The sequence below is a fragment of the Candidatus Arsenophonus triatominarum genome (assembly GCF_001640365.1).
Lineage (GTDB): Bacteria > Pseudomonadota > Gammaproteobacteria > Enterobacterales > Enterobacteriaceae > Arsenophonus > Arsenophonus triatominarum.
The window spans coordinates 473,955-487,204 of the sequence record NZ_LWMI01000016.1 but is presented as its reverse complement, the minus strand read 5'-3'; the positions used below and the strand labels follow the sequence as shown (position 1 = coordinate 487,204).

At 38.7% G+C, this 13,250-nt stretch carries 13 protein-coding genes; 9 read left to right on the top strand and 4 right to left on the bottom strand.

Annotated features, from left to right (window positions below; genetic code table 11):
- Window positions 1-47: 47 nt before the first annotated feature.
- From murC to lpxC, 6 genes are all read left to right on the top strand, one after another.
- Window positions 48-1,481: a UDP-N-acetylmuramate--L-alanine ligase gene (murC, locus tag AYJ55_RS16765; RefSeq protein ID WP_425393818.1), complete on the top strand. Its 1,434-nt coding sequence runs from the start codon at window positions 48-50 to the stop codon at window positions 1,479-1,481.
- Entirely contained in the window at window positions 1,474-2,394 is a 921-nt protein-coding gene (locus AYJ55_RS16760; RefSeq protein WP_063657332.1) for a D-alanine--D-alanine ligase, read from the top strand. The genes murC and AYJ55_RS16760 overlap by 8 nt, the downstream gene beginning before the upstream one ends.
- A 1-nt stretch (window position 2,395) precedes the next feature.
- A complete protein-coding gene (ftsQ, locus tag AYJ55_RS16755) occupies window positions 2,396-3,193 on the top strand; it encodes a cell division protein FtsQ (protein WP_063657331.1) in 798 nt (265 codons plus the stop codon).
- 49 nt (window positions 3,194-3,242) lie between these two features.
- Window positions 3,243-4,499: a cell division protein FtsA gene (gene ftsA, locus AYJ55_RS16750; protein ID WP_063657330.1), complete on the top strand. Its 1,257-nt coding sequence runs from the start codon at window positions 3,243-3,245 to the stop codon at window positions 4,497-4,499.
- Window positions 4,500-4,553: 54 nt separating this feature from the next.
- Entirely contained in the window at window positions 4,554-5,720 is a 1,167-nt protein-coding gene (gene ftsZ / locus AYJ55_RS16745; protein ID WP_063657329.1) for a cell division protein FtsZ, read from the top strand.
- Window positions 5,721-5,817: 97 nt separating this feature from the next.
- A complete protein-coding gene (gene lpxC / locus AYJ55_RS16740; RefSeq protein ID WP_063657436.1) occupies window positions 5,818-6,735 on the top strand; it encodes a UDP-3-O-acyl-N-acetylglucosamine deacetylase in 918 nt (305 codons plus the stop codon).
- A gap of 83 nt (window positions 6,736-6,818) precedes the next feature.
- Here lpxC and AYJ55_RS16735 read toward each other — a convergent pair whose 3' ends face one another.
- Window positions 6,819-7,340, bottom strand: a complete 522-nt coding sequence (locus AYJ55_RS16735; RefSeq protein ID WP_063657328.1) for a DUF721 domain-containing protein — start codon at window positions 7,338-7,340, stop codon at window positions 6,819-6,821.
- 34 nt (window positions 7,341-7,374) lie between these two features.
- On the opposite strand from AYJ55_RS16735, the gene secM reads away from it, so the two are divergent.
- From secM to mutT, 3 genes are all read left to right on the top strand, one after another.
- Window positions 7,375-7,878 carry a secA translation cis-regulator SecM gene (gene secM / locus AYJ55_RS16730; protein ID WP_063657327.1) on the top strand — a complete coding sequence of 168 codons (504 nt, stop codon included), beginning with the start codon at window positions 7,375-7,377 and terminating at the stop codon, window positions 7,876-7,878.
- Window positions 7,879-8,012: 134 nt separating this feature from the next.
- The gene (gene secA / locus AYJ55_RS16725; protein ID WP_063657326.1) at window positions 8,013-10,724 is read left to right on the top strand and encodes a preprotein translocase subunit SecA; all 2,712 of its coding nucleotides are present in this window, start codon (window positions 8,013-8,015) and stop codon (window positions 10,722-10,724) included.
- Between the two features lie 87 nt (window positions 10,725-10,811).
- Window positions 10,812-11,213: an 8-oxo-dGTP diphosphatase MutT gene (gene mutT, locus AYJ55_RS16720; protein ID WP_063657325.1), complete on the top strand. Its 402-nt coding sequence runs from the start codon at window positions 10,812-10,814 to the stop codon at window positions 11,211-11,213.
- Window positions 11,214-11,571: 358 nt separating this feature from the next.
- On the opposite strand, the gene yacG is transcribed toward mutT, so the two are convergent.
- From yacG to coaE, 3 genes are read right to left on the bottom strand one after another with little or no spacing between them, the layout of a single operon-like run.
- Window positions 11,572-11,784, bottom strand: a complete 213-nt coding sequence (gene yacG / locus AYJ55_RS16715; RefSeq protein ID WP_063657324.1) for a DNA gyrase inhibitor YacG — start codon at window positions 11,782-11,784, stop codon at window positions 11,572-11,574.
- Window positions 11,785-11,792: 8 nt separating this feature from the next.
- Window positions 11,793-12,545, bottom strand: a complete 753-nt coding sequence (gene zapD, locus AYJ55_RS16710; RefSeq protein ID WP_063657323.1) for a cell division protein ZapD — start codon at window positions 12,543-12,545, stop codon at window positions 11,793-11,795.
- A complete protein-coding gene (gene coaE, locus AYJ55_RS16705; protein WP_063657322.1) occupies window positions 12,538-13,161 on the bottom strand; it encodes a dephospho-CoA kinase in 624 nt (207 codons plus the stop codon). The genes zapD and coaE overlap by 8 nt, the downstream gene beginning before the upstream one ends.
- Window positions 13,162-13,250 lie beyond the last annotated feature (89 nt).

The window sequence follows — 13,250 nt, the reverse complement described above, 5'->3', positions numbered from 1 at the left end:
AAGTGAATACACAACAATTAGCCAAATTAAGAGCAACAGTGCCTGAAATGCATCGGGTTAGGCATATCCATTTTGTTGGCATTGGCGGTGCTGGCATGGGCGGTATTGCTGAAGTATTGGCTAACGAAGGTTATGAAATTAGTGGTTCTGATTTGTTACCTAATACGGTTACTGAGCAATTAATAGAGCTTGGCGCAAAAATTTATTTTAATCACCGACCAGAGAATGTGGCAAATGCTTGCGTTGTTGTCGTATCTACGGCAATCGCTGCCGATAATCCAGAAATTATTGCAGCACGCGAAGCTCGTATTCCGGTCATTCGACGCGCTGAAATGTTGGCTGAATTAATGCGTTTTCGTCATGGAATTGCTATCGCAGGAACCCATGGCAAAACAACGACTACCGCAATGATTGCCAACATCTATGCACAAGCAGGGTTAGATCCAACTTTTATCAATGGCGGATTAGTGAAAGCAGCAGGAGTCCATGCACGTTTAGGGACTAGCCGCTATTTAATTGCAGAAGCTGATGAGAGTGACGCTTCTTTCTTACATTTACAACCACTAGTTGCTGTTATAACAAATATTGAAGCAGATCACATGGAGACTTACGATGGTGATTTTGAGAAATTAAAACAGACTTTCATTAGTTTCTTACATAATCTGCCATTTTATGGTCGAGCAGTATTATGTATCGATGATCCTGTGGTGCGTTCGCTGCTACCGCAAATAGGTCGTTATATTACCACTTATGGTTTTAGTGATGATGCAGATGTGCGCATTAAATCCTATGAGCAACGTGGCAATCAAGGTTTCTTTACTGTAGCCCGAGAAAACCGAACTGATTTAGCGTTTATCTTGAATGCACCAGGGCGTCATAATGCATTAAATGCAACTGCGGCTATTGCGGTAGCGACGGAAGAAGGAATTGATGATAGTGCTATCTTGACTGCGCTAGAAAAATTTCAAGGCACGGGGCGACGTTTTGATTTCTTAGGTAATTTCCCTTTAGCTGATGTTAATGGCAAAAAAGGTAGCGTTATGTTGGTGGATGATTATGGTCACCATCCAACAGAAGTTAATGCTACTATTAAAGCAGCAAAAGAAGGATGGCCAGATAAACGTATCGTGATGGTTTTTCAACCCCATAGATATACTCGCACGCGTGATTTATATGATGATTTTGCCAATATTTTAGAGCAGGTTGATGTATTAATAATGCTAGATGTCTATCCGGCAGGAGAGGAGCCTATTCCTGGTGCAGATAGTCGCTCATTATGTCGGACAATTCGCAATCGAGGCAAATTGGATCCTATTTTTGTCGCTGAACATGAGCAAATTAGCGAAACATTAGCACAAATTATCAAAGATAACGACCTGATACTTATACAGGGAGCTGGCAATATCGGCAAGATAGCACGTAATTTGGCTGACACAGATTTACGGCCAATGCTAACAAATGAGGGAAAGGATCATGACTGATAAAGTTGCCGTGCTTTTAGGCGGAAATTCAGCCGAAAGAGAGGTGTCACTGCAATCTGGTGAGGCGGTAGTAAATGGCTTACGTGATGCTGGAATAGATGCCTATCCAGTTGATATTAAAGATTTTTCTGTCATCAAATTAAAAGAAGCTGGTTATAATAGAGTTTTTATTGCTTTACATGGACGCGGTGGTGAAGATGGCACGGTGCAAGGGGTTTTAGAATTTTTAGGTTTACCCTATACCGGTAGTGGTGTTTTAGCTTCATCACTTTCGATGGACAAGCTACGTACTAAACAGTTATGGGCGGGGATAGGTTTACCGATTGCACCTTATATAGCACTGGAGAAACAACAGTTAGAAATGATGTCAGATGAAATGCTTTTTGAGTCTGTTTATCATTTGGGGTTACCGCTTATTGTGAAGCCAAGTCTTGAAGGTTCAAGCGTTGGTATGAGTAAAGTAACCACTTTGCCTGAATTAAGAATAGCGCTTGAGTTTGCTTTTCGTTATGACAAAGATGTGCTGATTGAGAAATGGCTAAATGGGCCTGAATATACCGTGGCAATTGTAGGGGAGCAGGTACTGCCTTCGATTCGTATTCAACCGGTAGGCGTTTTTTATGATTATGATGCCAAATATCTCTCTAATGAAACACAATATTTCTGTCCTAGTGGGTTGAAAACTAAAGAAGAACAACAATTGAATGAATTAGCGTTAGCTGCTTATAAGGCGGTTGGTTGTACTGGTTGGGGACGCGTTGATGTCATGAGGGATAACAATGGTATTTTTTATTTATTAGAAATTAATACCTCACCGGGAATGACCGGTCATAGTTTAGTACCCATGGCTGCGAAACAAGCAGGAATGAGTTTTTCACAGTTAGTTAAAAAGATTTTGGAATTGGCTAAGTAATATGCCGCAGGCATCACTGAACGTTCATAATAAAGAGCCTAAAGTACGCCGCAACGATGGCGGCCGAAGTAATGGTTCTTATTTGGCAGGCATTATCTTCTTCTTGATAGTATTGGGTACTATTATATGGAGTGGGTGGGTGGTATTAAATTGGATGAAAGACGTTAATCGATTGCCTATTTCCAAGCTGGTGATCACTGGAGAACGCCATTACACCCGTGATGATAATGTTAGAAAAGCAATATTGGCACTAGGTATGCCGGGTACATTTATGACTATTGATGTGAATGCGATCCAGAATCAAATAAAAACCATTCCATGGATAAGGCAAGTTACGGTACGTAAACAATGGCCGGATGAACTAAAAATTCATTTAGTGGAATATAAGCCTTATGCCAAATGGAATGATACCTTTTTTATTAATGCAGAAGGCTCTGTTTTTAGCTTACCAGCGTTACTAAATGTTAAAGGTAATTTCCTAATGCTATATGGTCCACAAGGCAGCCAGCAAGAAGTATTAGAGATGTATCGTGTTATGCAACAGCAACTAGCGCCACATAATTTTAGCATTAAGTCAGTATCAATGACTGCACGATGCGCGTGGCAATTAGTTTTAGCTAATGATATTCGATTAAATATCGGTAAACAGGATATTAAAGAAAGATTAAACCGTTTTGTTGAGCTTTATCCACTATTAAAACAAGTGAAAGATAAACGTATTGGATATATAGATTTGCGATATGGTAGCGGTGCTGCGGTAGGTTGGTTACCCCTTTTAGCCGAACCTGTTACACACTGAATTGAAATAGTTTGAGACTGCTGATTGATCAGATACAGGCAAATTAACGATGATTAAAACAACGGACAGAAAATTAGTAGTTGGTCTTGAAATTGGAACTTCCAAGGTTTCTGCGCTGGTTGGTGAAATTCTGTCTGATGGGATGGTAAATATTATTGGTGTCGGCAATTGTCCATCTCGAGGGATGGATAAAGGCGGTGTGAATGATTTGGAATCAGTCGTTAAATGTGTGCAGCGAGCTATTGATCAAGCAGAATTGATGGCGGATTGCCAAATGTCATCGGTTTATCTGGCGCTTTCTGGCAAGCACGTTAGTTGCCAAAATGAAATAGGTATGGTGCCTATTTCTGAGGATGAAGTTACTCAAGATGACGTAGATAGCGTAGTTCATACCGCTAAATCTGTCCGGGTCCGTGATGAGCATAGAATTTTACACGTTATGCCACAAGAATATGCGATTGATTATCAAGAAGGAATTAAAAATCCAGTAGGACTTTCAGGTGTACGTATGCAAGCTAAGGTACATCTGATTACTTGCCATAATGATATGGCCAAAAATATTGTCAAAGCAGTTGAACGTTGTGGTTTAAAAGTAGATCAATTAATTTTTGCCGGTTTAGCGTCAAGTTATTCCGTTTTAACGGAAGATGAGCGTGAATTGGGGGTATGTGTCGTCGATATTGGCGGAGGAACTATGGACATAGCCGTTTATACTGGCGGTGCGCTGCGCCATACCAAGGTTATACCCTATGCTGGTAATGTCGTGACAAGTGATATTGCTTATGCATTTGGTACCCCCCCTAGCGATGCGGAAACAATAAAAGTTCGCCATGGATGCGCATTAGGTACTATTGTTAGTAAAGACGAAAATGTTGAGGTACCAAGTGTAGGTGGACGGCCGCCAAGAAGTTTACAACGTCAAACATTAGCTGAAGTTATCGAGCCACGTTACACAGAGTTGCTAAACTTAGTAAATGACGAGATTTTAAAATTGCAAGAACAATTACGTCAGCAAGGTGTTAAACATCATCTGGCAGCGGGTATTGTCTTAACAGGAGGCGGTGCTCAAATTGATGGTCTAGTCAAATGTGCCCAAAGAGTATTCCATACTCAGGTACGCATCGGTAAGCCATTAAATATAACTGGTTTAACGGACTATGCACAGGAGCCTTATTACTCCACAGCTGTCGGGCTCCTGCATTACGGCAAACAGACTCATCTTGGGAATGAAGCCGAAATGGATAAGCGTACATCAGTGAGTAGTTGGTTTCATAAAATCACTAGTTGGCTGAGAAAAGAATTTTAATTTTGTAAGAAGCAAATCTTCGCTTCTATATAAGGCACAAAACGGAGAGAGATTATGTTTGAACCAATGGAATTAACCAATGACGCGGTGATTAAAGTCATCGGCGTTGGCGGTGGCGGTGGCAATGCCGTTGAACACATGGTGCGTGAACGCATCGAAGGTGTTGAATTCTTTGCTGTTAATACAGATGCCCAGGCATTGCGTAAAACAGCAGTAGGACAAACTATTCAGATCGGCAATGGTATTACCAAAGGCTTGGGAGCAGGAGCGAATCCTGAAGTTGGTCGTAATGCCGCTGAAGAAGATCGTGAAGCCTTGCGCAATGCGCTTGATGGGGCAGATATGGTCTTTATTGCTGCTGGTATGGGTGGTGGTACGGGCACCGGCGCAGCCCCTGTTGTAGCCGAAGTTGCTAAAGAGCTTGGTATACTGACGGTAGCGGTTGTGACCAAACCTTTCAACTTTGAAGGTAAAAAACGCATGGCATTTGCTGAAACAGGGATCTCAGAACTGTCTAAGCATGTTGATTCCTTGATTACCATTCCGAATGATAAATTATTAAAAGTACTTGGACGCGGTATTTCTTTGCTAGATGCATTCGGTGCCGCCAATGATGTGTTGAAAGGCGCGGTTCAAGGCATTGCTGAGCTTATTACTCGTCCAGGTTTAATGAATGTCGATTTTGCAGATGTTCGTACCGTCATGTCTGAAATGGGTTATGCTATGATGGGATCAGGCGTAGCACGAGGTGAAGATCGAGCTGAAGAAGCGGCAGAAATGGCAATTTCCAGCCCCTTGTTGGAAGATATCGATTTATCGGGCGCTCGTGGTGTATTAGTTAATATTACCGCAGGTTTTGATTTACGGCTTGATGAATTTGAAACAGTGGGTAATACCATTCGTGCATTTGCGTCTGATAATGCAACGGTTGTTATCGGTACTTCACTGGATCCTGAAATGAATGATGAGTTACGGGTGACCGTGGTTGCTACAGGAATTGGTATGGATAAGCGGCCAGAAATCACATTGGTTACTAACAAAACAGCCCAAAAATCGTCGCTAGAGCAGCGTTATCAGCAGATGCAAGTCTCAATGCCGGCTATGACGCCGTTAACAGAGGAAAAATCTGCAGCTAAAGTGGTGAATGAGCAAAATATGCAATCAGATAAAGAACCGGACTATCTTGATATTCCAGCTTTTTTAAGAAAACAGGCTGATTAGTTAACAATTGATTGGTTTCTCTGCTTTTTGTGCTAAAATATCTTGCTAATCTTGGAGGTGAGGATTAGCAAGACTGTTAACGATGTGAGAGAAAATGATGATCAAACAAAGGACACTAAAACGTATTGTTCAAGCGACGGGCGTCGGTTTACATACTGGCAAGAAAGTCACTTTAGTATTGCGTCCAGCACCGGCCAATGCCGGGGTCATCTACCGCCGTACAGATTTAAATCCACCAGTTGATTTCCCTGCTGAGGCAAAATCGGTACGTGATACCATGCTATGTACCTGCTTGGTCAATGAAGATGATGTACGTATTTCAACGGTAGAACATCTGAATGCTGCATTGGCAGGGCTAGGAATTGACAATATTATCGTTGAGGTAGATGCACCAGAAATTCCAATAATGGATGGAAGTGCTGCGCCTTTTGTATTTTTATTGTTAGATGCAGGCATTGAAGAGTTAAACAGCTCCAAGAAATTTCTTCGTATTAAAGAAAGTGTCCGAGTTACAGATGGTGATAAATGGGCTGAGCTAGCACCTTATAACGGATTTAGCTTAGATTTCACTATCGATTTCAATCATCCTGCTATTAATAGTAGTACTCAACGTTATAAACTAGATTTTTCGGCAAAATCTTTTGTTAGAGATATTAGCCGTGCGCGTACGTTTGGCTTCATGCGTGATATTGAATATTTACAATCTAAAGGGTTATGTTTGGGCGGTAGCTTTGATTGTGCGATTGTTGTTGATGATTATCGCGTATTAAATGAAGATGGCTTGCGTTTTGAAGATGAATTTGTGCGTCATAAAACGCTAGATGCTATTGGTGATTTATTTATGTGTGGTCATAATATCATTGGTGCTTTTACCGCGTATAAATCAGGCCATACATTGAATAACAAATTATTGCAGGCTCTTTTAGCGACGGAATCTGCTTGGGATATGGTGACGTTCGAAGATGAATCTGAAATGCCAGTCGCATTTAAGACACCTTCGACAATAATAATCTGAGATATATTATTTTAAGCAGGATATTCTAACTATGTTACATCAGTGATTATTCTCTCTCTTTCGTTGATGCTTTTTACTCAACACTAATCTTTATTGCTAGTTGCTTTGGTATTCTCTCCGGCCAATGCAGCTAGCCGCTCTAATTTTTCCTTTAGTTTTTTTGGACTTCTTTTTGCTAGGTTACGAATTGTCTTTGCACTTTCTTTGCTTAGCTGGCTTATTATCTGTTTTGATGGTTTTATAGCTATTTGCTGAAATGATAAGCAATTTTTTGAAGTTTTAGATGATAATGATGGATTAATCATTATGTTGATTGAAGATAAAGATGGTAAAATAGTGTTACGTAATGTTGAGAGTAGCGTAGGAAGTTCATAGTTTAGTCGCACTTTTCGGCTAGCATTTGTAACTTCTAGAATAAGAATGTGTTGACGATAATTAGCGACTCGACACCAAGCCTTTAACTCGATAGGAAGTAGGCTGATAACAGTATTATTGAGTTTAATTAATGCCTGTGCGCGCTGTTGAATGGTTTGTAAGGTATTGGACTCAAGGTTGCTCTCTTTTAACAAAATATTTAAAGATTGGGGATAACTATTATCGCGCATTTTTTACTCCAAATCTTATATTATATGATATTCAATGAATATATTAGATCTTTGGCGACATTTTGGTAAACGATATTTTTGGCCGCACCTGTTATTAGGTATTGTAACGGCTAGTATTGGTATACCTACAACTTTGGCAAAAGTGACTGAAAATGTGTCACATACTAGCCAGTTATTACCACATTATCAGCAAAATTTAGCATTAGATCATCTAATAGCTGCCAGTAAATATCGTATTTTTTATAATTGTGGCGCAAATTATTGGCATCAGCATGCTTTACGTAATATGATCCGTCAGCTGACTTTTGTTTTTTCAGCCCAAGAAACACAAAAGCAGCTGGACGCCAACTTAAGTGCGCACAACAAACCAATTTCGCTTTATAATATGCTTGACACTCTTTACTCTATGATTAATTTGAGTGTTTTTCATCCTAATGAGCGAAATTTCAGCTATTCATTAACACAATCTTCTTGCCACATTACCTACCAAACTGCGCTATGGGTTGCTTGGGGTCAGGGTATTCGAGCTGGGCCTTAACACAAATTTCATAGATTTTTCGTTGATTCTTATAACAACGATTGCTCAACTGAATATATTAATTATATTGGTTAAAAATAGATAATATAGGCGGATCATAAGAAGAAAACCGCCTTAATTGAGAAAAAATATTTATGTTAACTAAGTTACTAACAAAAATTTTTGGTAGTCGTAATGATCGTACTTTACGTCGTTTAGGTAAATTTGTTGATATTATTAATCAGTTAGAGCCTGAATTTGAAAAATTTTCCGACCAAGAACTTAAAGCCAAGACTGATGAATTTCGCCAGCGCCTTAAATCAGGTGCAACATTAGATGATTTAATCCCAGAGGCGTTTGCCACCGTTCGCGAAGCCAGTAAACGGGTATTTAATATGAGGCATTTTGATATTCAGTTGCTAGGTGGTATGGTACTTAATGAGCGCTGTATTGCAGAGATGCGTACTGGTGAAGGAAAGACATTAACATCTACATTACCTGCATATTTAAATGCTTTAACGGGTAAGGGTGTCCATATTGTTACTGTAAACGACTATTTAGCTAAGCGTGATGCAGAAAATAATCGGCTATTGTTTGAATTTCTTGGTATGACAGTCGGTGTTAATTTACCCGGTATGCCTGCTACATTGAAGCGTGAAGCCTATGCCGCGGATATTACCTATGGGACTAATAATGAATATGGTTTTGATTATCTGCGTGACAACATGGCTTTTAGTCCGGAAGAGCGGGTGCAGCGTAAACTCCATTATGCATTAGTCGATGAGGTTGATTCTATTTTAATTGATGAAGCTCGTACCCCATTGATTATTTCAGGACCGGCAGAAGATAGTTCAGATCTATACAAAAAAGTGGATAAACTAATCCCTAATCTTAAGCAGCAAGAAAAAGAAGATTCAGATACTTTTCAAGGAGAAGGTCATTTTTCTGTTGATGAAAAATCACGTCAAGTTACATTGACAGAACGTGGATTAGAATTAATTGAGCAATTATTATCAAAAGCGAATTTAATGGAAGAGGGTGAGTCATTATATTCTCCAGCTAATATTATGCTTATGCACCATGTCATGGCTGCCCTACGTGCTCATGCACTTTTCAGTCGGGACGTAGATTATATTGTCAAAGACGGTCAGATTATTATTGTTGACGAGCATACTGGACGGACAATGGAAGGACGCCGTTGGTCAGATGGATTGCATCAAGCCGTTGAGGCAAAAGAAGGTGTTGAAATTCAAAATGAGAATCAAACGTTGGCATCAATTACCTTCCAAAATTATTTTCGGCTATACGAAAAACTCGCCGGTATGACCGGTACTGCTGATACAGAAGCTTTCGAATTTAGATCTATCTATAAATTGGACACAATTGTTATTCCAACTAATCGTCCGATGATCCGTAATGATTTACCTGATTTAGTTTATATAACTGAAGCGGACAAATTTGCTGCGATTATTGATGATATTCGTGAATGTACTAGCCGAGGCCAACCGGCATTAGTAGGTACTATTTCAATCGAAAAATCAGAGCTAATTTCTCAGGAACTAACTAAAGCTAAAATTGCGCACAATGTTTTAAATGCTAAGTTCCATGCAATGGAAGCAGATATTATTGCTGAAGCAGGGCAGGCAGGTTCAGTGACTATTGCAACTAATATGGCGGGACGAGGTACAGATATTGTATTAGGAGGCAGCTGGCAAGCAGAAATCAATAAACTAGAGGACGCTAGTCAGGAGCAAATTGATAAAATCAAGACAGCATGGCAAGAGCGGCATGAAGCGGTAATTGCTGCTGGTGGTTTACATATCATTGGTACAGAACGCCATGAATCCCGTCGTATTGATAACCAATTACGTGGGCGTTCTGGACGCCAAGGTGATCCCGGTTCATCCCGTTTTTATCTTTCAATGGAAGATTCTTTGATGCGTATCTTTGCTTCTGATCGAGTGGCAGGAATGATGCGTAAATTGGGTATGAAACCTGGTGAAGCGATTGAACATCCTTGGGTAACGAAAGCAATTGCTAATGCACAACGTAAGGTTGAAAGCCGTAACTTTGATATTCGAAAACAACTTTTGGAATATGATGATGTTGCTAACGATCAGCGTCGAGCTATCTATTCACAGCGCAATGATTTATTAGATGGTGGTGATGTTAGTGAAACGATTGACAGTATTCGTGAAGATGTTATAACCGTAACTATTGGTGCTTATATCCCTCCCCAATCTTTGGAAGAAATGTGGGATATTGATGGTTTACAAAAGCGATTAAGCAACGATTTTAGTTTAGAATTACCTGTTCAAGAGTGGTTGGATAAAGAACCCGAATTACATGAAGAAACTTTGCGTGAACGTATTCTAGAAAAAACGGTTGCAGCTTATAAGGAAAAAGAGACAATTGTAGGTAGTGAGATGATGCGTAATTTTGAGAAGGGCATCATGTTACAAACTCTTGATACATTATGGAAAGAGCATTTGGCTGCAATGGATTATTTGCGCCAAGGTATTCATTTACGAGGCTATGCACAAAGAGATCCAAAACAGGAATATAAGCGCGAGTCTTTTGGTATGTTTGCCAATATGCTAGAAACTCTGAAATATGAAGTAATTAGCACATTAAGCAAAGTAGAAGTTCGATTACCAGAGGAAGTAGCTATACTTGATCAGCAGAGACGTGAAGAGGCAGAACGTCTTATGAAAAAGCAGCACCTGAGCCATGAAATTGAAAATGAAGCATTGATGTCAAAAACAGAAGCTCAAATGGCGGCCCAAGGCCATAAGATTGGTCGTAATGAACCTTGTCCATGTGGCTCAGGTAAAAAATATAAGCATTGCCATGGTAGCTTAGGTTAGAGCTCAGTTGCTAAAACAATTAAAAATAAGAGCGGAGAATATATCCGCTCTTTTACTGTAAACTTCAAAAGTAATTAAATTATTTTTATGGAAAAAAAACAATTACACATTGCTGTTGGTATTATTAGAAATACGAAACAAGAAATTTTTATTACCCAGCGGGCAGCTAATTCACATATGGGGGGTTTTTGGGAATTTCCTGGTGGTAAATTAGAAGTAGGTGAAACACCGGTAGAAGCATTGTTGCGTGAGCTTAAAGAAGAAATTGGGATAGATGTTATTAACAGTCAATTGTTGCAGGTTGTTGAACATGAATTTCCAGATCGTAGAATAACATTACATTTTTTTCTGGTAGAGCAATGGGATTGCCAGCCTTATGGAAAAGAAGGCCAATCTTCACGTTGGCTTTTGCAAAAATCACTGGTAGCCGAAGAATTTCCACCTGCCAACCGAGTAATTATTGATATGCTAATCAACAATGTGATTTGAGTTGCCTATCCCACAGATAAGTTAATATAACTAAGTTTTTGAAATTATCTTATCTAACCTGAGTTCGGGATAAGGATCCTAATTTTTTATCACATATTCAAATAGTTAACTTAAAATAATTACATAAAACAGTATTAATTTTGGTTTTTTTCATGATTTTAGTAGAGAAAAATAGCTTCTTTTTTAACATGCTATCACTAAGAATTTTCCTGCTTTTTTTATCTTATTGATTTTAAAATATTTTTTGATAAATCGGCTATTTTTGTTTTCTCGCAACTATCGCTTATCCCGAGAACTCAGGTTATCTAAGGGGTATATAATGGTATAGGTAAAATTCAAAGCGTTTTTGACTTTAAGCTTATTTTTTAATGTCATGATCATCGGATATTTCACTCCAATCATCTATTTCGGAAATATTTCGTTGACTTGAGATCCTTTTTTCCTCACCAGCCCATTCACCAAGATCGATTAATCGACATCGTTTGCTACAAAAAGGGCGATAAGGGCTACTCTCTTGCCAAATAACAATTTTATGGCAAGTCGGACATTTTACCGTGAGCTTATCTGACATAATGACTCCTAACAACAGGCTAATTTAAATGGTAATTCATCAGGTACAATACCATTTTCACTGTCTTCATGTAAGAATCGGATAGCAAAACGTGTTTTATGTCCAGAAATTTGAGGATATAGAGATAGATTGATCGGTAACTTTATTCGGATCAGATCCGCATTTTCTACACTACCTTGATAGAAGCCTTTATAGCTTTTTTGACTGGTGAATGTATTAGACTTGCGGATCAAATTTAATAGCATATTTAAAGCAGAACGTAACGGAAGGATGTCGTCAATCCAAAAGTTAATTCTAGCTTCTATCTCTTTTTTATGAGTATTTAACCATAAATGTAAGGCTGGTAAATCAAAACTACAACAACCTCCGGGTATAATTAACCGCTGGCGAGCAATACTAATAACTTTATCTTGCCGTAAGTGTTGACCAATGCGTGGTGCTTCTCTTAAGGAAGTGAGATTTTCTTGCAGTTCTTTTAGAAGATTTTTAATCAGAGTTTTATCTGCATGGGGATCACTGCACCATTGATTAAGTTTATTTTTTTGTTTATCTAATTCTTTAATAATGTCTGCACGTATATCACTGCGATCTAATACTTCGATTAATTCAGAAACGGCACGAAAAAAAGCTAACCCACTAGCTAATGAGTTGATGTTTTTCAAGTCAATGAGTTGCTGAAGCAAACATTCCATGCGCAGCCAAGAGCGCATTTTCTCATTTAATGGATGTTCATAAATAATGATAGAAATAGTATTACTCATTGTGTGTTTCCTGAGAAGCATTCATAGCTAATTGCAAATATTTCTGATGTAATTTCGCTAAAGTTTCATCAAGTGTTAAGTTATTATCGTGATTATTAATTATATCATCAGCTTTTTCTAAGCGCCTTATCCGGCTAACTTGGTTAGATAAAATATTTTTTGCTTCTTGTTGGCTAATTCTATCACGCTTCATTATACGAGCTATTTGTTCTTCTGGTGTTACGTCAATGACTAGCACGTGGTTGGCAAGGTGCTCTAGATTATTTTCAATTAATAACGGGACAACCCAAACTACATAAGGGGAATTAAGTAAAGTTAGCTGGCGTTGTGTTTCTTGATGTATTAATGGATGAAGCAAATTATTTAACCAATTTTTTTCTCTTGGATCGCTAAATATTTTTTTTCTTAACTTGGCGCGATTTAAAGAGCCATCGTTATTGAGAATAGTTGAACCAAAATGTTGTTTTATCATGTTAAAAGCATAAGTATTAGGCATAACTATTTGTCTTGAAATGATGTCTGCATCAACAATTGGTACTCCTAAGGATGCAAATTTATCTGAAACGGTACTTTTGCCGCTTCCTATCCCGCCTGTAAGAGCAACAATATAGCTCATGCATCCTCTCTTTCAATAAATTAAAATGGTAAATTCCAGGCAAAGGTTTGATAATTTTTTTATGTTTATTATAACGGGTTTTAACATAA